2 protein-coding genes are annotated in these 22,351 nt (G+C 73.5%); both read left to right on the top strand.

Going from position 1 to position 22,351, the window contains the following annotated elements; genetic code table 11:
* The first annotated feature begins 104 nt into the window (after positions 1-104).
* A complete protein-coding gene (locus ACQP06_RS07525; RefSeq protein WP_433671487.1) occupies positions 105-13,283 on the top strand; it encodes an SDR family NAD(P)-dependent oxidoreductase in 13,179 nt (4,392 codons plus the stop codon).
* Positions 13,284-13,333: 50 nt separating this feature from the next.
* A complete protein-coding gene (locus ACQP06_RS07530) occupies positions 13,334-22,342 on the top strand; it encodes an SDR family NAD(P)-dependent oxidoreductase (protein ID WP_433671489.1) in 9,009 nt (3,002 codons plus the stop codon).
* The last annotated feature ends 9 nt before the right edge of the window (positions 22,343-22,351 follow it).

The raw sequence follows: 22,351 nt of genomic DNA on the forward strand, positions 1-22,351 counted from the left end.
AACGGATTACCAACCTGTTCCGACCGCGCGGCTACGTTGAAATCACGCCTTCTGATGGCGTCACTTCCACACCACGTGCCGAATAGGCAAGGGGGAGAGCCGTTTTGAGTTCCATCAACGCCACCGATAATGCCGGGATCGCCGTCATCGGATTCGCGTGCCGCCTACCCGGCGCGGGCAACCCCGCCGAGTTCTGGGAACTGCTGAGCTCGGGCATCAGCGCCATCTCCTCCTGGCCCGACGACCGCGCCGCGTACGCCGGGGCGGGCGACCGTCCCGAGCGGCGCGGCGCGTTCCTGGCCGATGTCGAGGGCTTCGACGCGCCGTTCTTCGGGATCTCGCCGCGCGAGGCGGCCGCGATGGACCCGCGGCAGCGGCTGGTGCTCGAACTCGCCTGGGAGGCACTGGAAGACGCCGGCACCCGGCCCGAGCAGCTGCGCGGCGGCGACACCGCGGTGCTGGTCGGCACCCACCGCGACGACTATGCCGCCCTGCTCGGCACCCTGCCCGAGGACGCCATCACCCATCACAGCCTGACCGGCGCCAGCCGCGGCGTGATCGCCAACCGGGTCTCCTACTTCCTCGGCGTGCACGGGCCCAGCCTGAGCGTCGACTCGGTGCAGTCCTCGGCCCTGGTGGCGGTGCATCTCGCCTGCCAGAGCCTGCGCACCGGCGAGGCGTCCACGGCCCTGGTGGCCGGCGTCAACCTGAACCTGTCCGCGGCGACCGCGGTCGCGACCGAGCGTTTCGGCGGGCTCTCGCCCACCGGTACCTCCGCCGCCTTCGACGCGCGCGCCGACGGATTCGTGCGCGGTGAGGGCGCGGTCGCGCTGCTGCTCAAGCCGCTGGCCGACGCCATCGCGGCCGGTGACCGCATCCACGGCGTGATCCACGGCAGCGCGGTCAACAACGACGGCGCGACCGAGGGACTCACGGTGCCCGGGCAGGCCGCCCAGGAACAGGTCCTGCGGGAGGCGTACCGGCGGGCCGGGGTGTCCGTGGCGCAGGTCCAGTACGTCGAGACGCACGGCACCGGGACGCCGGTCGGCGATCCGATCGAGGCGGCCGCGCTGGGTGCGGTGCTGGGGTCGGGCCGGACCCGGCCGTTGCCGATCGGCTCGGTGAAGACCAATATCGGGCACCTGGAGGGCGCGGCCGGGCTGGCCGGACTGCTCAAAGTGCTGCTGTGCCTGCGGAACCGGCAGCTGCCGCCGAGCCTGAACTTCTCGGACCCGAACCCCGCGATCCCGTTCGACGAGCTGAATCTCGCTGTGCAGACGGAGCTTTCGGAGTGGCCCGAGCCCTACGGGCCGCTGCTCGCGGGGGTGAGCTCGTTCGGCATGGGCGGCACCAACTGCCACCTCGTGGTCGGCGAAGCGCCGGAGACCGAGCCGGCGGCCGAGACGGGCCGTCCGCTCGCGGTCGCGCCGTGGGTGCTCTCGGCGCGCACGCCCGAAGCGCTCGCCGACCAGGCGACCCGGCTCGCGGAACTCAACTCGCAGGATCCCGCCGATGTGGGCTGGTCGCTGGCCACCACCCGGACGACGTTCGACCACCGCGCCGTGGTCGCCGCGGGCGACGGCCCGGCCCGCAAGCGCGCGCTCGAGGCGCTCGCCGCGGGGCTGCCCGCGCCGGGGCTGGCGACCGGCTCGGTCGAGCCGGGCGAGCTCGCGGTGGTGTTCTCCGGCCAGGGCGGTCAGCGGATCGGGATGGGCCTGGAGCTCTACCGCGAATTCCCGGTCTTCGCCGCGGAATTCGACGCCATCGCCGCGCACCTGGATCCGGTCCTGGACCGGCCGCTGCGCGACCTCATCGCCACCGGCGCGGACCTGGACCGGACCGGCTACGCGCAGCCCGCGCTGTTCGCGCTGCACGTGTCGCTGTATCGACTGATCGAATCCTGGGGCATCGCACCGGATTTCGTCGCCGGGCACTCCATCGGTGAGATCGCCGCGGCGCACGTCGCGGGGGTGCTGTCGCGCGCCGACGCGGCCACCCTGGTCGCGGCGCGCGGACGGCTCATGCAGGCGCTGCCCAGCGGCGGGGCCATGATCGCGCTGGAAGCCACCGAGGACGAGGTCGCGCCACTGCTGGCCGGACTGCCGGAGCTGGGGATCGCCGCCGTCAACGGGCCGCGCGCGATCGTCATCGCCGGACAGGAGCGCGGTGCGGTCGAGGTCGCCGCCCTGGTGACCGCCATGGGCCGGAAGACCAAGCAGCTCAATGTCTCCCACGCCTTCCACTCGCCGCTCATGGAGCCGATGCTCGACGAGTTCGCGGCGGTGGTGCGTACCCTGACCTTCGCGCAGCCGACCCTGCGGGCGGTGTCCTCGGTGACGGGGGGACCGGCGCAGGAGTGGGCGTCGGCGGACTACTGGGTGGAGCACATCCGGCAGCCGGTCCGATTCGTGGACGCCGTCCGTGCGCTCGAAACCTACGGCGTGACAATGGCATTCGAGCTCGGCCCCGACGGGGTGTGCTCGGCCATGATGGCCGACGCGGCCCTCGACGCCGAGCGGATCACCGCCGTCCCGGCCCTGCGCCCGGACCGCGACGAACCCGCCACCATCGTGAACGCGGCGGGGCAGCTGTTCACCCGCGGCGCGCGGATCGACTGGACCGCACTGTTCTCCGGAGCCGGTGCGCGGGTCGTGGATTTGCCGACATATCCGTTCCAGCGCCGCCGGTATCCGCTGCTGGGCGGTGCGGTCGTACCAGCTGTCGCGTCGGCGGCGACCTCGCGGGCGACGGCCACCGCCGCGCCGGAGGGGGCGGCGGTCGCCGCTCGCGCCACGGCGGACATCGATGTGAATGCGCTGGTCACCGGCCACATCCGGGCCGTGCTCGGCTTCGACGCCACCGAACGCGTCGACACTCACGCCCGCTTCCGTGACCTCGGTTTCGATTCCCTGCTCGGCGTCGAGCTGCGCAAGGCCCTGGCCCGCGCCACCGACCTGAGCCTGCCCGGCGGACTGCTGTTCGACTACCCGACGCCCGCGGCCCTGATCGACTACCTGAACGCCGCGCTCACCGGCACCGCGAACGACGGTGCGGCCGAGGCGTTCACGGCCGCCGGTGACGAACCCATCGCCATCGTCGGCATGGCCTGCCGCTATCCCGGCGGCATCGCCGGACCCGACGACCTGTGGCGGGTGGTGGCCGACGGCATCGACGCCATCACCGAATTCCCGGCCGGCCGCGGGTGGGACGAGGCCCTCTTCGACGGGGACCGGCCCGGCGGCAGCTACGTGCGGCTCGGCGGCTTCCTGGAGCACGCCGACGAGTTCGACGCGGGCCTGTTCGGCATCTCGCCGCGCGAGGCGCTGGCCATGGACCCGCAGCAGCGGCTGCTGCTCGAAACCTCGTGGGAGGCCATCGAACACGCGAGCATCGATCCGCAGTCGCTCGCCGGTTCGCGCACGGGCGTGTTCGTCGGCGCGACCGTCTCGGACTACGGCCCGCGCATGCACACGCCCGCCGCGGGCACCGAGGGCTACGTGCTGACCGGTACCGCCAACAGCGTGATGTCGGGTCGCATCGCCTACCAGCTGGGCCTGCTCGGCCCGGCGCTGACCGTGGACACCGCGTGTTCCTCGTCGCTGGTCGCGATTCACCTCGCGGTGCGCTCGCTGCGGGCGGGGGAGTCCGCGCTGGCGCTGGCCGGTGGCGCGGCCGTGATGGCCAATCCCGGCATGTTCGTGGAGTTCTCGCGCCAGCGCGGCCTCGCGCCCGACGGCCGCTGCAAGCCGTTCGCGGCCGCCGCCGACGGCACGGCGTGGGCCGAGGGCGCGGGCGTGCTGCTGCTGGAACGGCTCTCCGACGCGCGCCGCCATGGCCACCGGGTGCTCGGTGTCATTCGCGGCACCGCCATCAACCAGGACGGCGCGTCCAATGGTCTGACCGCGCCCAACGGTCCCGCGCAGCGGCGCGTGATCGGCGCGGCCCTCGCCGACGCCGGGCTGACCGCCGGCGTGGTCGACGCGGTGGAGGCCCACGGCACCGGCACCGCGCTGGGCGACCCGATCGAGGCCGACGCCCTGCTCGCGACCTATGGCGCACAGCGTGACTCGGGCCGGCCCCTGTACCTGGGATCGCTGAAATCCAATATCGGCCACGCGCAGGCGGCCGCCGGTGTGGCCGGTGTGATCAAGATGGTGCAGGCCATGCGGCACGGCGTGCTGCCCGGCACCCTGCACCTCGACGCGCCCACCCCGCACGTCGACTGGTCGGCGGGCAGCATCGAACTGCTGGCCCAGCGGCGCGACTGGCCGCGCGGCGAGCAGCCGCGCCGGGCCGGCGTGTCCTCCTTCGGCATCAGCGGCACCAACGCCCACCTGGTGTTGGAGGAAGCCGAGTCCGAATCCGGCCCAACCACATTCCCCGGAACCAAGCCTGCCGCGTCCACGGCCGGTGCGGTCGTTCGGCCGGTGGCTTGGGTCGTGTCGGGTCGCGACCGTCAGGCCCTGCGGGGGCAGGCGGGGAAGCTGGACGAGTTCCTGGCCGCGCGGCCGGACGCTTCGATCGGCGCGTTCGCACACTCGCTGGTGCGGACCCGGGCGCTGCTGCCCGAACGCGCGGTCGTGGTCGGCCGCACCCACGCGGATTTCCGGGCCGGTCTGGCTGCCCTGCGCGATGGAACCGATGCGCCGCAGCTGGTTTCGGGACGGACCGCACGTGCCGTGCGCACGGCGTTCCTGTTCACCGGTCAGGGCGCGCAGCGTCTCGGCATGGGGCAGGAGCTCTATGCCGCCTTCCCGGCGTTCGCCGCCGCCTTCGACGAGGTGTGCGCGGCCTTCGACCCGTGGCTGGCGCTGCCGCTGCGCGAGGTCGTCCGCGACCACGCCGTCGCCCTGGACCGGACCGAGTACACCCAGCCCGCCCTGTTCGCGGTGGAGGTGGCGCTCGCCGCGCTGTGCCGTGAGCTGGGCCTGATTCCCGATGCGGTGGCCGGTCATTCGATCGGTGAGCTGGCGGCGCTGCACGTCGCCGGCGGCATCGGACTCGCCGACGCCGCGAAGCTGGTCGCCGCACGCGGTCGGCTGATGCAGGCGGCGCGCGCGGGTGGGGCGATGATCGCCATCGGCGCGCCCGCCGACGAGGTGGCCGCCTCCCTCGACGGGTACGCGGTGGATATCGCGGCGGTGAACGGACCCGCCTCCGTGGTGATCTCCGGTGACACCGACGCCGCCGAGGCCGTCGCCGAGCGCTGGCGGGCCGCGGGTCACCGCACCCACACGCTGCGGGTCAGCCACGCCTTCCACTCCGCGCACATGGATTCCGCGCTGGCGGAGTTCCGGGCCGTCGCCGAGTCGGTGTCCTTCACCGAACCCGTGATTCCCGTGGTGTCCGCGCTCTCGCCCGAGCAGGCCGACCTCAACTCGCCCGACTACTGGGTGCGTCAGCTGCGCGGCACCGTGCGCTTCCTGGACGCCGTGCGCCGGCTCGAGGACGACGACATCCGGCTGTTCGTGGAGATCGGCCCCGACGCGGTGCTCACCGCCATGGCCCGTGAGTCCTTCGCGACCCCGGCGTCGATCGCGGTGCCCCTGCTGCGCCGCGGCCGCTCCGAGGACGACACCTTCGTGACCGGTCTGGCCACCGCGCACGTCCACGGCGCGCCCGCCGACCTGACCGCCCTGGTCGAATCGCCTTCGGCCACGGTCGAATTGCCCACCTACGCGTTCCAGCGCGGCAGCTACTGGCTGCGCGGCGGTACCGAGCGGCCCGCCGCCGGGCATCCGATCCTCACCACCCGGGTGGATCGCGCGGACCGGGGCGAGGTGCTCTTCAGCGGCACCCTGACCACCGCCGAACACGGCTGGCTGCGCGACCACGTCATCGCAGGTGCGCCGATCCTGCCCGCCGCCGCCTTCGTGGACTTCGCGGTCGCCGCGGCGAATCTGCTGGGCGCCCAACAGGTCTCCGAAGTTGTGGTGGAAGCCGCACTGCCGCTCGACGGTTCGGTCGAGGTGCAGCTGATCGCCGGCACCGTCGGCGCGAACGAGCGGCGGCCCTTCACGATCCACGCCCGCACCGCCGAGGACGCGCCCTGGTCGCGGCACGCCTCCGGCTTCTTCGACCTCGCCGCCGCGCCCGCCCCCGGGCTCGGCGACGAGTGGCCCGCGCCGGATGCCGTCGAGGAGCCGATCGAGCACGCCTACGACCGGCTCGCCGGCCTCGGCTACCAGTACGGGCCCGCCTTCCGCGGCCTGACCCGCTGGTGGCGCACCGACGACGCGCTGTTCGCGGAAGTCCGGCTGCCCGATGCCCGCGTCGACGAGGCCGGTCGCTACGGCCTCCATCCCGCGCTGCTCGACGCCGTCCTGCATCCGCTGGTGCTGGATCTGGCCGATGCCGCCGGGCCCCGGGAGATGCTGCTGCCGTACGCGTTCTCCGCGGTGCGCGTGAGCCTTCCGGGCGCGAGCGCCCTGCGGGCCCGCCTGATCCGCACCGGCCGGACGTCGGCCGAGATCACCGTGACCACCGACGACGGCACCCCGGTCGCCGTCATCGGGGCGCTGGACTTCCGGCCCACCGCCGTCGAGGGCTTGGTCACCAGGCCGCCGCTCTACGCCCTGGCCTGGCAGCCGCTGCCCGAATCCGAGTCCACCGGAACCGAAGTCGAGACCCTGGTCCTCGAACCCGGAGACACCCCCGAACAGGTGCACGCGGCCACGATCCTGGCCACCGAATCGATCCAGCGCCACCTGGCCGAGGCGAGCTCGCCGCTCGTCCTCGTCACCCGTGGCGCGGTGGCCACCACCGCGGGCGAGCGGGTCGACGACCTCGCCGGCGCCGCCGTATGGGGCCTCGCCCGCGTCGCCGCCACCGAACACCCCGGACGGGTGCTGGTGCTCGACATTCCGGCGCGGGACGAGATCGGGGAGTGGCCGAACCGCGCCGCTGCCACCGGGGAGGCCCAGCTCGCCGTCCGCGACGGCGCGCTGCACATCCCCCGGGTCGCCACGCGCACAACCGAATTCACCGGCGCCCCGATCCGCACCGACGGCACCGCGCTGATCACCGGCGGCACCGGCGGACTCGGCGCGCTGTTCGCCCGCCACCTGGTCGCCGAACACGGTGTGCGCCACCTGTTGCTGGTCAGCCGCCGCGGCCCGGCCACCCCGGGCGCGGAGGACCTGAGCGCCGACCTGCGCGCCGCCGGTGCGACCGTCGAGGTGCTAGCCGCCGATATGGCCGACCCGAACGCCGTCGCCGGGGTCCTCGCCGCGATCCCCGCCGACCGTCCGCTTCGGGTGGTCGTGCACGCGGCGGGCACGCTCGCCGACGCCATGATCGACACCCTGACCGCCGAGCAGATCCACACCGTGCTGCGCCCGAAGGTCGACGCCGCCTGGCAGTTGCACCGGGCCACGGCCGCACTGGATCTCGACGCGTTCATCCTGTTCTCCTCGCTGTCGGGCACCATCGGCACGGCGGGACAGGGCAATTACGCCGCCGCCAACGCCTATCTCGACGGCCTCGCCGCCCATCGCGCCGCCGCGGGCCTGCCCGCGCGCTCCCTGGCGTGGGGTCTGTGGGACACCTCGGTCGGCATGGGGACGGGTCTGTCCGCCGCCGATATCGACCGCTGGAAGCGCCTGGGCGCACCGCCGTTGACGGTCGAGGCGGGTCTGGCGCTGTTCGACACCGCGCTCGGCAGCCCCGAACCGGTCGTGGTCGCGGCGACCATCGACTACGGCGTGCCCGCCGCGGCCGCCCCGGGCATCCTGCGCGCACCCGTGCGCCGGGGGAACCGGACCGCGGGCGGCACCTGGGCCGACCGCATGACCGCCTTCGCCGACGACCGGCGCGCCGACGCGCTGCTGGAGTACGTGCTGAGCGTGAGCGCCGCCGTGCTGGGCCATGATTCGGCCTCCGGCCTCGACGCCGACAGCGCCTTCCGCGAACTGGGCTTCGACTCGTTGGCCGGGCTCGAACTGCGCAACCGGATCGGCGCCGAGACCGGTTTCACCCTGGGCGCGACCGTCGTCTTCGACCACCCGTCGCCGACCGCGCTGGCCACCCACCTCGGGGAACTGCTGCGGCCGAAGCAGCCCGCCGCCGCCACGGTGGCGGTGAAAGCCCGCACCGCCCAGGACGATCCGATCGTGATCGTCGGCATGGCCTGCCGCTACCCCGGCGACGTCCGCACGCCCGGCCACCTGTGGCAGCTCGTCGCCGACGGCGTCGACGCCATCGGCGAGTTCCCGGTCAACCGGGGTTGGAACGTGGACGAACTCTACGATCCGCGCTCCGAACGGCCGGGCACCTCCTCGACCAAGAACGGCGGCTTCCTCTACGACGCAGACCTGTTCGACGCCGACTTCTTCGGCATCTCCCCGCGCGAGGCCACGGCCACCGACCCGCAGCAGCGCCTGCTGCTCGAAACCGCCTGGGAGGCCATGGAATACGCGGCCATCGACCCGGCGACCCTGCGCGGCAGCCGCACCGGCGTCTTCACCGGCGCCATGTACGACGACTACGCCATCCGGGTGCAGGGCGCGGCGGGCGAATTCGAGGGCCTGCTGCTGGCCGGCAACCTGTCCAGCGTGATCTCCGGCCGCCTGGCCTACACCTTCGGCTTCGAGGGTCCCGCGATCACGGTCGACACCGCCTGCTCGTCCTCGCTGGTGGCCATGCACCTGGCCGCGCAGTCGCTGCGCAGCGGCGAATGCGATCTCGCGGTCGCCGGCGGCGTCACCGTCATGTCCACCCCGAACACCTTCGTCGAGTTCTCCCGGCAGCGCGGCCTGTCCGCCGACGGCCGCTGCAAGGCGTTCGGCGCCGACGCCGACGGCACCGGCTGGTCCGAGGGCGTGGGACTGGTCGTGCTGCAACGACTCTCCGACGCCCGCGCCGCCGGTCACGAGGTGCTGGCCGTGCTGCGCGGCACCGCCGTCAACCAGGACGGCGCGTCCAACGGCCTCACCGCGCCCTCCGGCCCCGCGCAGGAGCGGGTGATCCGCGCGGCCCTGGCCGACGCCGGACTGTCCGCCGCCGAGGTGGACGCCGTGGAAGCGCACGGCACCGGCACCCGGCTGGGCGACCCGATCGAAGCGCAGGCACTGCTCGCCACCTACGGCAGCGACCGCGCGGACGACCGCCCGCTGTGGCTCGGATCGCTGAAGTCGAATATCGGTCACTCGCAGGCGGCTTCGGGCGTGGGCGGCGTGATCAAGATGATCGAGGCCATGCGCCGGGGTGTGCTGCCGCGCACCCTGCACGCCGAAACGCCCAGCCCGCACGTGGACTGGTCCTCGGGCGCGGTGCGCCTGCTGACCGAGGCCCGGCCGTGGCCGGAGACCGGGCAGCCGCGCCGGGCCGGTGTGTCGTCGTTCGGTGTCAGCGGCACCAACGCACACGTCATTCTCGAGCAGCCCGCCCCGCGGACCGCCGTCGCGGTCGCGCCCGAGCAGCCGGTGCCCTGGATCCTGTCCGCCAAGGACGACGCCGGACTGCGGGAGGTCGCCGCCCGGCTGCGCGACCACCTGGCCGAATCCGACGCCCGCCCGGCCGATCTCGGCCTCACCCTCGCGACCGGACGCGCGCGGCACGATGTGCGCGCCGCCATCACCGGTGACCCCGCCGAGCTGGCCCGGGCCCTCGACGACATCGCTCACGACCGGCCGAGCACCGCCGTCGCCCGGGCGCAGCGGGGATCGCGCGGGAAGCTGGGCATGCTGTTCACCGGTCAGGGCAGTCAGCGGCTCGGGATGGGCCGCGAACTGTACGAGACCTCAACGGTTTTCGCGGGCGTCTTCGACGAGATCTGCGCGCTGCTGGACCCCGGTCTGGCGCGCCCGCTGCGCGAGGTGCTGTTCGCTCCGGAGGACTCCGCCGACTCGGCGCTGCTCGACCAGACGCATTTCGCGCAGGCCGCGCTGTTCGCCGTCGAGACGGCCCTGTACCGGACCGTCGAAAGTCACGGTCTGCGACCGGATTACCTGACCGGCCACTCGATCGGCGAGGTCGCCGCCGCGCACGCCGCCGGGGTGCTCGACCTGGCCGACGCCGCGACACTGGTCTCGGCGCGCGGACGGCTCATGCAGGCGGCCCGCTCGCACGGCGCGATGATCGCCGTCGAGGCCACCGAGGCGGAGCTGGCCCCGGACCTGGCGGGATACGGCGACGCCGTGGTGATCGCCGCGATCAACGGTCCGCGTTCGACCGTCATCTCCGGTGACGCCGACGCGGCCGCCGCGGTCGCCGAGCTGTGGCGCGAACGCGGCCGCAAGGTGCGGCAGCTGCCGGTCAGCCATGCCTTCCACTCCCCGCACATGGACGACGTGCTCGACGAATTCCACCGCGCCATCGCGCATCTGGACTTCCGGCCGCCGACCATTCCCCTGGTCTCCAATGTCACCGGAACCCTGGCCACCGTGGAGGAGGTGACCGACCCCGGGTACTGGGTCCGCCACATCCGCCTCGCGGTGCGCTTCCTCGACGGCATCCGCTACCTCGAGAGCGCCGGCGTCACCGACTTCGTGGAGATCGGTCCCGACGGGGTGCTCTCCGCGCTGGCGCAGCAGACCCTCACCGCCACCGACGGTTTCGCCGCGCCCGTGCTGCGTCGTGGCCGTTCGGAGCGGCAGACCCTGACCGCGGCGGTGGCGATCGCGGGGATGCGCGGCCACCGCGTGGACTGGGACAGCCTGTACACCGGCGCGCGCCGAGTCGCCGCGCCCACCTATCCCTTCCAGCACAAGCGGTACTGGCTCGAACCCGCCGCCCGGACGCTGAATCTCGCCGGTCTGGGCCTGGGTGCCGCCGACCACGAGCTGCTGGGCGCGGCCGTCCCGATCGCGAATCGCGACGAGGTCCGGTTCACCACGCGCCTGAGCGTCGAATCCGTGCCGTGGCTGGCCGATCACGCCCTCGACGGCCTGCCGGTCGTGGCGGGCACCGCGCTGGTCGACATGGTCCTGCACGCCGCGGGCCGGGTCGGCTGCGACGAGCTGGCCGAACTCACCATCGGCGCGCCGCTGGTGCTGCCGCCGGGCGGCGCCACCGTCCAGGTCGGCATCGGGCTGCCCGACGAACTGGGCCGCCGCAGCGCCGAAGTCCACTCGCGTCGCACCGACGATGGCGAATGGGCCACGCACGCCAGTGGATTCGTGGTCGCCCGCACCGAGGACCGCACCGCGGGCACGGTCGGCGCGATCGACGACTCCGAGTTCGGCCTCACCGGTGTCTACGAGCGGCTGCACGACCTCGGCTACCAGTACGGTCCCGCGTTCCAGGGGCTGCGGCGGGTGCGCCGCACCGGCGAATCCCTGTTCGTCGCGGTCGAACTCCCGGAGGCGCGCCACGGCGATCACGTCGACCTGCACCCGGCCCTGCTCGACGCCGCGCTGCACGCGCTGCTGCCGGGCGTCACCGACGAGTCGGCCCGGTCGTGGCTGCCCTTCGCCTGGAGCGGCGTGCGGATCCACGCGACCGGAGCGACCGCGCTGCGGGTGCGCATCGACCTGGAGGACGCCGGCGCCGACGCGCTGCGGGTGTCGCTGCACGCCGACGATCCGGCCGGAGCGCCGGTGGCCACCGTCGATTCACTGGTCCTGCGGGCCCGCACGGCCGTCACGGCCGCCACCGAGGTGGACGGTCTGCTCGTGCCGCGGCTGCGGCCGGTGCGGACCGAGGGCGACGGCGTCGGGGTGCAGATCATCGAAGCGCCGACCGGCTCGCCCAAGGCCGTGCTGCACGCCACCCTGGAGACCATCCGCGACTGGCTCGCGCAGTCCGAGGGGCAGCGGCTCGCGATCGTCACCGCCGCGGGCGAACTCGGCCACGCGGGCATCCGCGGCCTGGTCCGGTCGGCGGAGGCGGAGAACCCGGGCCGGGTCACCGTCGTCGAGATCGACGAGTCCGAACGCTCACGCGACGTCCTGGACCGGGCCGCCGCCACGGGTGAACCGCACGTCGTGGTGCGCGACGGCGAACTGTTCGCGCCCCGCCTCGAGCGGATGCGGCAGGTGGCGGGGGAGACCCCGGACTGGTCGCGGGGCACGGTCCTGATCACCGGCGGCACCGGCACCCTGGGCGCCCTGCTGGCCCGCCACCTGGTGGCCGAGCACGGCGCCCGGGACCTGCTGCTGCTCAGCCGCCGCGGCCCCGCCGCTCCCGGCGCGGCCGAATTGAGCTCGGAACTGGCCGAATTCGGGGCACGGGTCGCCATCGTCGCCGCCGACGTGACCGACCGCGCCGCGCTCGCCGCCGCCATCGGCGACCGCACCATCGGCGCGGTCGTGCACACCGCGGGCCTCACCGAGGACGGTGTCGTCACCGCCCTCACCCGCGAACAACTCGACCGGGTGCTGCGGCCCAAGCTCGACGCGGCCTGGCACCTGCACGAACTCACCCTCACCCACCAGCCCTCGGCCTTCGTCCTGTACTCCTCGGTGGCGGGCCTGCTCGGCACCGCCGGCCAGGCGAACTACGCGGCCGCCAACACCTACCTGGACGGTCTCGCCGAACACCGGCACGCCCAGGGCCTGCCCGCGACCTCGCTGGCGTGGGGCCTGTGGGCCGGGAGCAGCGAACTCAGCGGCCACCTCGAGGACGTGGACCTGCGGCGGCTCGCCCGCTCGGGCCTGCTGCCCCTCGACCCGGCCGAGGCCCTGGAGCTGTTCGACGCCGCCGTCCGCACCGGGGAACCGGTGCTCGCGGTGACCCGGATCGACCAGGAAGCCCTGCGCGCCAACGAGTCCGGGGTGCCCGCACCGCTGCGGGACCTGGTGCGCACCAAGGCGCGCCGCGCCGCCGCGGCGGCCTCGGCCGCACCGGATCTGACGGCCCGGCTCGCCGGACTCGACCCCGACGCGCGCATCCAGGCGCTCGCCGATCTGGTCCGGGCCCGCGCCGCCGCGGCCCTGGGCCACGCCGACGACTCCGCCGTCACCCGGGACCGGTCCTTCCAGGAGCTCGGTTTCGACTCGCTCATGGCGGTCGAGCTGCGCAACGACCTCGGCAAGGCGCTCGGCCTGGCGCTGCCCGCCACGCTGATCTTCGATCACGCCAACCCGGCGGCCCTGGCCGAACACCTGGCCGGACAGCTCGGATTCGACACCGGCACCACCGAAGTGCCGGTCCTCGAATTGATCGACGGCCTGCGCCCGTCCATCACGGCCGCGCTGACCGACACCGCCACCGGCCAGGCCGCGGCCATCGCGGCCCGGCTGCGGGAACTGCTGAGCCTGGTCACCGCCGACACCGGCTTCGAGGGCGATCTCGACGCGGCGACCGACGACGAGCTCTACGCGCTCATCGACGAGCTCGACTGAATTCCCCTACCTCCCTTCCTCTTCCGACCTCAACCGAAAGGCGGCGGCCGATGTCCGACCAGGCGAAGCTGCGCGAATACCTCAAGCGTGCGATCGCGGATTCCCACCAGGCCCGCAAGCAGCTGGCCGCCGTCGAGGAATCGATGCGCGAGCCGATCGCCGTCGTGGGACTGGGATGTCGCTACCCGGGCGGGGTCGTGAACCCGGCGGGACTGTGGGACCTCGTCACCCGGGGCGCGGACGCGGTCTCGGAATTCCCGACCAACCGCGGCTGGGACCTGGGCTCGCTGTTCGACAGCGACGCCGCGCAGGCGGGCCGGTCCTACAGCCGCGGCGGCGGATTCCTCCTCGACGCGGACCGGTTCGACGCGGGCTTCTTCGGACTGTCCCCGCGCGAGGCGCTGGCCATGGACCCACAGCAGCGGCTGCTGCTCGAAACCGGCTGGGAGGCATTGGAATCGGCGGGACTGGTGCCGCGCGCGCTGCGCGGCACCCAGACCGGTGTGTTCGCCGGGCTCATGTACTCCGACTACGGCGCGCGGCCCGGAGTGGGCGGGGAGTTCGAGGGGTATCTGTTCGCCGGTAGCGCGGGCAGTATCGCCGTGGGCCGCCTGGCGTACCTGCTGGGCCTGGAGGGTCCGGCGATCTCCGTCGACACCGCGTGCTCGTCCTCGCTCGTGGCGCTGCACCTCGCGGCGCAGTCCCTGCGGCGCGGGGAATGCGACCTGGCGCTGGCCGGTGGCGTCACGGTGATGTCGACGCCGCAGGCGTTCGTGGAGTTCTCACGCCTGCGCGGTCTGTCGGAGGACGGCCGCTGCCGCTCCTACGGCGCCGGCGCCGATGGCACCGGCTGGGCCGAAGGCGCTGGTTTGCTGGTGCTGCAACGCTTGTCGGACGCGGTGGCCGCGGGGCGTGAAGTCCTGGCGGTCATCCGCGGCAGCGCGATCAATCAGGACGGCGCCTCCAACGGACTGACCGCGCCGTCGGGCCCCGCGCAGGAGCGCGTCATCCGGGCGGCCCTGGCCGACAGCCGCCTGTCGGCCAGTGAGGTCGACGCCGTGGAGGGCCACGGCACCGGCACCCGGCTCGGCGACCCGATCGAGGCGCGGGCCCTGCTGGCCACCTACGGCAGCGATCGGGCCGGCCGGCAGCCGCTGCTGCTGGGCTCGCTGAAGTCCAACTTCGGGCATTCCCAGGCCGCCGCGGGCGTGGGCGGCGTGATCAAGATGATCGAGGCCATGCGGCACGGCGTGCTGCCCCGCACCCTGCACGCGGAAACCCCCACCCCCGAAGTGGATTGGTCCTCGGGGGAGGTGGAGCTGCTCGTCGAGCCGCGGGACTGGCCCGAGACCGGGCAGCCGCGCCGGGCCGGTGTGTCGTCGTTCGGTTTCGGTGGCACCAACGCGCACGTGATCGTCGAACAGGCTCCGGTACTGGAAACCGCTGAGCCGCAACCGGTCACGGTGGAACTGCCCGTCGTGCCGTGGCTCGTCTCGGGCCGCACCCCCGAGGCTGTCGAAGCGCAGACCGCCAGACTGCGTGAGTACGTGGCGGGTTCGACCGCCGGTGAACTGGATATCGCCTACTCGCTGGCCACCGCGCGCACCGCCTTCGAGCACCGCACCGTGCTGTGGCCCGGCGCGGACGCCGCCGACACCGCGCCCATCATCGCCGGTGACGGCGGGCTGGGCGTGGTCTTCACCGGTCAGGGCGCGCAGCGGATCGGCATGGGCGCGGAACTGGCGGCCCGCTTCCCGGTCTACGCCGAGGCCCTGGACGAGATCGCGGCCCTGCTGGATCCGCTGCTCGGCCGCTCGCTGCGGGAACTCATCACGAGCGGTGAGGGACTCGACGGCACCGGGATGGCTCAGCCCGCGCTGTTCGCCGTCGAGGTCGCCCAGTGGCGGCTGCTGCGCTCCTGGGGCGTGAATGTCCGTGCGGTGGCTGGCCATTCGGTGGGTGAGTTCGCGGCCGCGCACGTGGCCGGTGTGCTCTCGCTCGCCGACGCCGCTCGCCTGGTGGCCGCGCGTGGCGCGTTGATGCAGGCGCTGCCGACGGGTGGTGCGATGGTCGCCGTTTCGGTGTCCGAGGCGACGGTTCTGCCGTTGCTGGGCGATCTGGTGTCGATCGCGGCGGTGAACGGTCCAGAATCGGTCGTCCTGTCCGGTCCCGAGGACGCAGTCCTGGCGGTCGTGGACCGGTTGGATTGCCGTCACAAGCGTTTGACGGTGAGCCACGCCTTCCACTCGGCCCTGATGGACCCCATGCTCGAGCAGTTCCGCGCGGCCGCCGCGACCATCACCTACTCGCCGTCCACCATCCCGTTCGTCTCCACGCTCACCGGCCAGGTCACCGAGCCTGCGGGCGCGGACTACTGGGTGGACCAGGTGCGCGGGGCCGTCCGCTTCGCCGACGCCGCCACGACGCTCGCCGGACTCGGCGTCAGCGCCATCGCCGAGATCGGCCCCGACGCCGTGCTCACCCCGCTGCTGGAAGCCGTCGCCGACACCCCCGCGATCGCGCTGCAGCGCCGCGACAGCGCCGAAGCCGACACCCTCGTCCGCGGCCTCGCCGGCCTGCACACGCACGGCATCGGCGTCGACTGGGAGGCGTTCTTCGCCGGCACCGGCGCCCGCCGGGTCGCGTTGCCCACCTACGCGTTCCAGCGCGAGCGGTACTGGCTGCACCCCAATACGGCTTCGGCCGCCTCGGGTTTCGATCCGGTCGACCACCCGATCCTCACCGGCGTGCTGCACCTGTCCGACATCGACGGCGCGCTGCTCACCGGTGTGCTCGACCCCAATACCCAGCCCTGGCTGACCCAGCACACCATCGACGGCGCCACCATCGTCCCCGGCACCCTGCTGCTCGAGCTGGCCTTCCGGGCCGCCGCCGAAATCGCCGAAGAACCCTCCCGGGTCGAGGAATTCACCATCGCCGCGCCGCTGGAACTCACCGATCAGCCGGTGACGATCCGGGTCAGCATCGCCGCCGCCGACGGCGACGGCAAGCGACAGGTGGAGATCCGCTCCCGTGTTGCGGGCGGCCAGGACTGGCGACTGCACGCCACCGGCCTGCTGGATGGGGCCGACCCGAGCATCGCCCCCGGCGCCATCGGCGAGTGGCCCCCGCGCGGCGCGCAGGAGGTCGACCTCACCGGGGCCTACGATCGCGCGGCCGACCACGGCTACGAATACGGCCCGGTGTTCAACGGCCTGCGCAAGCTGTGGCGGCGCGGCGAGGACCTGTTCGCCGAACTCGCCCTCGGCGAGGAGTACGCCGCCGGGGCCGACCGGTTCACCGTGCACCCCGCCCTGCTCGACGCCGCCGCGCACGCCCTGGTCCCGGGCATCTCCGACACCGATCGGCCCGCGCTGCTGCCGTTCTCGTGGTCCGGCGTCACGATCCCCGAATTCCCGGCGACGGCGCTGCGGGTCCGGATCACCCCGGCCGGGCGCGACGCGGTCGCCATGCTCATCGCCGACGAATCCGGCGCGACCCTGCTCGCCGTGGACGCCTTGGCTCTGCGCCCGCAGGCCGCGGCCGGCGCGGACCAGACGCTGTTCGAACTGGAGTGGAGCGAAATCCCCACTCCCGCCGAGACATCCGATCGCACCGGGTGGGTGGCGGTCGGCGAGGTGCCGGGCGTGGACACCCGATACGCCGAGCTGGACGAGGTCACCGGCACACCCGCCGTGGTCGTGGTCAGGCTGCCCGCCGCCGACCGGGACGCGGAGATTCCCTGCGCCGCACACGATGTCGTTCACCGCACCCTCGCGGTCGTGCGCACCGCCATCCTCGACGAACGGTTCGCGAATTCCCGGCTGGTGTTCCTCACCGAGTCCGCAGCCGGTCCCGCCGCCGCGAACCTGCCGCAGGCCGGAGCCGGGGGCTTGGTCCGCGCGGCCCAGACCGAACACCCGGACCGCTTCACCCTCATCGACGTCGACGCGGAACCCGGTTCGTGGGACGCCCTCGACGCCGCCATCGCGAGCGGTGAGCCGCAGGTGGCGATTCGCGCCGGGGCGCTGCGTGTCCCGCGCCTGATCCGCGCCCGCGCCGCCACCGTCGACACCGACCCGTGGACGCAGGGCACGGTACTGATCACCGGCGGCACCGGCACCCTCGGCGCGGCCCTCGCCCGGCACCTGGTCGACACCCACGGCACCCGCTCGCTGCTGCTGCTGAGCCGCCGCGGTCCCGACGCGCCCGGCGCGACCGACCTGCGGACCGAATTGACCGAGCGCGGAGCGGAAGTCGCGATCCTCGCCTGCGACGTCACCGATCCGGCCGAGCTGGCCGCCGTCGTCGCCGCGCACCCGGTGCGCGCGGTCGTGCACACCGCGGGCGTGCTCGCCGACGGCATCGTGGAATCGCTGACCCCCGACCAGGTCACCGGTGTGCTGCGGCCCAAGGTCGACGCGGCCTGGGCGCTGCACCGGGCCACCCGCGACCTGGATCTCGGTGCGTTCGTGCTGTTCTCGTCGCTGGCCGGTCTGGTCGGCACGGCGGGCCAGGCGAACTATGCCGCCGCCAACACCTTCTTGGACGCGCTCGCCGAGCACCGCCGCTCGCTCGGGCTGCCCGCGGTGTCCATCGCCTACGGCCTGTGGGAGCAGGCCAGCGGCATCACCGACGAGATGAGCGCCGTCGACCGCGAGCGCATCCGCCGCATCGGCGTCCTGCCGCTGCCGACCGCCGCCGGGCTGCACGCCTTCGACGTGGCCACGGCCCTCGACGCCCCGCTGCTCGCGGTCACCGGCCTCGACACCGCCGCCCTGCGGTCCTCCGGCGACGTCCCGACGATGTTCCGCCGCCTGGCCCCCGTGACCCGCGCCCGCAAGGCTCCCCGCGACGGGTTCGCCGCCCGCCTGGCCCAGCTGTCCGAGACCGAGCGCGCCGCGGCCCTGCTGGACCTGGTCCGCACCAATGCCGCCGCGGTCCTGGGACATTCGGGCTCCAGCGCCGTCGGCGCGGACCGCTCCTTCCAGGATCTCGGGTTCGATTCGCTGACCGCGGTCGAACTGCGCAACCGGCTGACCGAGGCCACCGGCGTGCGTCTGCCCGCCACCCTGGTCTTCGACTACCCGACGCCCGCCACCCTGTCGGATCGGTTGTCCGGTGAGCTGGTCGGCGCGAAGCCGCAGGCCGTGGCGACGGCCACGGTGGCCGCCCGGGACGACGAACCGATCGCCATCGTCGGCGTCGGCTGCCGCTACCCCGGCGGCGTCACCGATCCGGAACAGCTGTGGGACCTCGTGTTCCGTGGCGTCGACGCGGTCTCGGAATTCCCGACCAACCGCGGCTGGGATCTGGGCTCGCTGTTCGACAGCGACGCCGAACAGGCCGGCCGGTCCTACAGCCGCGGCGGCGGATTCCTGATGGACGCCGACCTGTTCGACGCGGGCTTCTTCGGACTGTCCCCGCGCGAGGCCCTGGCCGTCGACCCACAGCAGCGCATGCTCCTCGAAACCGGCTGGGAAGCACTGGAATCCGCGGGCATCGTGCCCCGCAGCCTGCGCGGCTCCCGGACCGGCGTATTCGCGGGCGTGATGTACTCCGACTACGGCGCTCGCCCCGGCGTCGGCGGCGAACACGAGGGCTACCTGTTCGCCGGCAGCGCGGGCAGCATCGCGGTGGGCCGCCTGGCCTACTCGCTGGGCCTGGAAGGACCCGCGATCTCGGTCGACACGGCCTGCTCGTCGTCCCTGGTGGCGCTGCACCTGGCCGCGCAGTCCCTGCGCCGCGGTGAATGCGATCTGGCCTTGGCCGGCGGTGTGACCGTCATGTCCACGCCGCAGGCGTTCGTGGAGTTCTCCCGCTTGCGCGGGCTGTCGGTGGACGGCCGGTGCCGGTCCTTCGGCGCGGGCGCCGACGGCACCGGCTGGGCCGAAGGCGCGGGACTGCTCGCGCTGCAACGACTCTCCGACGCGCGCCGCGAGGGCCGCGAGGTGCTGGCCGTGCTGCGCGGCTCGGCCGTCAACCAGGACGGCGCCTCCAACGGGCTGACCGCGCCCAACGGCCCCTCCCAGGAACGCGTCATCCGCGACGCGCTCGCCGACGCCGCCCTGCTCGCCTCCGAGGTCGACGCGGTCGAGGGCCACGGCACCGGCACCCGCCTCGGCGACCCGATCGAGGCCCAGGCCCTGCTCGCCACCTACGGCAGCGACCGGGCGGGGGACCGTCCGCTGCTGCTGGGCTCGCTCAAGTCCAACTTCGGGCACTCGCAGGCGGCCGCGGGCGTGGGCGGCGTGATCAAGATGATCCAGGCCATGCGCCGGGGCGTGCTGCCGCGCACCCTGCACGCGGAAACCCCATCGCCCGAGGTGGATTGGTCCGCCGGGTCGGTGGAACTGCTGAACGAGGTGCGGGACTGGCCCGAGACCGGGCAGCCGCGCCGGGCCGGTGTGTCGTCGTTCGGGTTCGGCGGCACCAACGCGCATGTCATCGTCGAACAGGCCCCGGAGCCGGAAGCGGCCGAGCCGCAGGCGGTCTCGCTGGAACTGCCCGTGGTGCCGTGGCTGATCTCCGGCCGCACCCCGGCCGCGGTCGACGCCCAGGCGGCCCGGCTGCGGGAGTTCCTCGCGAATTCGACCGTGCGGGAACTGGATATCTCGTACTCGCTCGCCACCGCGCGCACCCCCTTCGAGCATCGGGCCGCCGTGGTCGGCGGCGACACCGGGGAGCTGGTCGCCGCGCTCGCCGACGCCCAGCCGGTCACCGCGCGATCGGGTGGCACCGCCTTCGTCTTCACCGGCCAGGGCGCGCAGCGCCTCGGTATGGGAATGGGCCTGTACGAACGCTTCCCGGTCTTCGCCGCCGCGTTCGACGAGGCCGCCGCGCACCTCGACCCGCTGCTGGGCCGGTCGTTGCGCGAGCTGATCACCACCGGTGACGGTCTCGACGGCACCGGGATGGCCCAGCCCGCACTGTTCGCCGTCGAGGTCGCCCTGGCGCGACTGCTGGCGCACTGGGGGATTCGCTGCGACTACCTCGCCGGGCATTCGGTGGGTGAGTTCGCGGCCGCGCATGTGGCCGGTGTGCTCTCGCTCGCCGACGCGGCCCGTCTGGTGGCGGCCCGTGGCGCGCTGATGCAGGCGTTGCCGACGGGTGGTGCGATGGTCGCGGTCTCGGTGTCCGAAGCGACGGTGCTGCCGCTGCTCGGTGAGTCGGTGTCGATCGCGGCGGTGAACGGTCCGGAGTCCGTTGTCCTGTCGGGCCCGGAGGACGCCGTCCTGGCGGTTGTCGCTCAGCTGGACTGCCGTCACAAGCGGCTGACGGTGAGCCACGCCTTCCACTCGGCCCTGATGGACCCCATGCTCGACGAATTCCGCGCTGTCGCGGAATCGGTCACCTACTCCGCACCGGCCATCCCATTCGTCTCGACCGTCACCGGTCGGATCGCCGAGCCCACCACCGCGCAGTACTGGGTCGACCAGATTCGCCGGCCGGTCCGGTTCGCGGATGCCGCGACCACTCTGGCCGCCCTCGACGTCACCGTGCTGGCCGAGGTCGGACCCGACGCGGTGCTCACGCCGCTGGCCGACCAGGTCACCGACACCGCCGCCATCGCCCTGCAACGCCGCGACACCGACGAGGCCCGCACCCTCGTCGCCGGTGTGGCGCAGCTGCACTCCCTCGGCGCGGCCGTCGACTGGGAGGCGTTCTTCACCGGCACCGGCGCGCGCCGGGTCGCCCTGCCCACCTACGCGTTCCAGCGCGACCGGTACTGGCTGCACCCGACCGCCTCCACCGCCACCTCGGGTTTCGACCCGATCTTGCACCCCGTGCTGACCGGCGTCCTGCACCTGCCCGACGCCGACAGCGTCCTGCTCACCGGCGGCCTGAACCCGAACGCGCTGCCCTGGTTGGCCTCCCACACCACACCCGCGACCACCCTGGTCCCGCCCGCCGTCCTCATCGACCTGATGCTCCGGGCGGGCGACGAAGTCGGCGCGGACCACATCGAACAGCTCGAACTGACCCGGCCGCTCACCGTCCCCGCGGGCCAGGAGGCCCAGCTGCACGTGGTCATCGGCGCGGCCGACGACACCGGCCGCCGCACCGCCGGAATCCGGGCCAGATCCGCGGGCGGCACCTGGACCGCCATCGCCACCGGCGCCCTGGCCCGCGGCGGCGATCCGGGCACCCCGGTGCTGGCCGACCAGCCCGCCGAGCACCACCTGCCCGCCGAATCGGCCGTGCAGGCCACCGGATTCGCCCTGCATCCGGAACTGCTGGACGCGGCCCTGCCGAGCACCCTCGGCACGGATTCGCTGCTGGCCCCGGTCATCTGGCGCAACGTACGCCTGTACGCCACGGGCGCGGACGCCGTCCGGGCCCACGTGCGACCGGTGGACGGGGACACGGTCACCGCGTATCTGACCGATCCGGCCGGGAACCCGGTGTTCAGCGCCGAAGCGGTCGAATTCCGGACCCTGGAACTCGGTATCGACAGCGAAACACCGGGCGACACCGGCCGATCCGCGCCCGTTCGCCCGGCCGCCGTCACCGCCGACACCGCCGAGGTCCTGCGGGCCCGGCTCGCCGATCTCGACGAGACCCAGCAGCTCGACGCCGTGGTGGACACGGTTCGCGCCCAGCTGGCCGCGGTGCTCGGCATCGCCGACCCGCTGAGCATCGAGGCCGACCGCCCGTTCCAGGAACTCGGCATGGACTCCATGACCGCGGTGCAGCTGCGCAACCGGCTCTCCCTGGCGACCGGAACCACGCTGCCCGCCACCGCCGTCTTCGACCGGCCCACCCCGGCCGACCTGGCCGCGTTCGTCCTCGACGCCCTGCGCCCGCCCGCCCCCGCCGACGTGCTGTGGGCCGAACTGGACCGCTGGGAACGCGTCGCCGACGACCTGGGCGAGGCCGACCGCGACCGGATCGCCGACCGGCTGCGCGAGCTGGCCGGCCGCTGGGCGGCGACCCCGGCCACCGCGAACCCCGCGACCGAGGCCGTCGACGCACACCTCGCCACCGCCTCGGCCGAGGAACTCCTGAGCTTCATCGACGGCGAACTCGGCCGCATTTCCGACCACGAGCTGGGCTGAAAAGAGGAC

This window comes from Nocardia sp. CA-136227 (genome assembly GCF_050955695.1).
In the GTDB taxonomy this organism is placed as follows: Bacteria; Actinomycetota; Actinomycetes; order Mycobacteriales; family Mycobacteriaceae; genus Nocardia.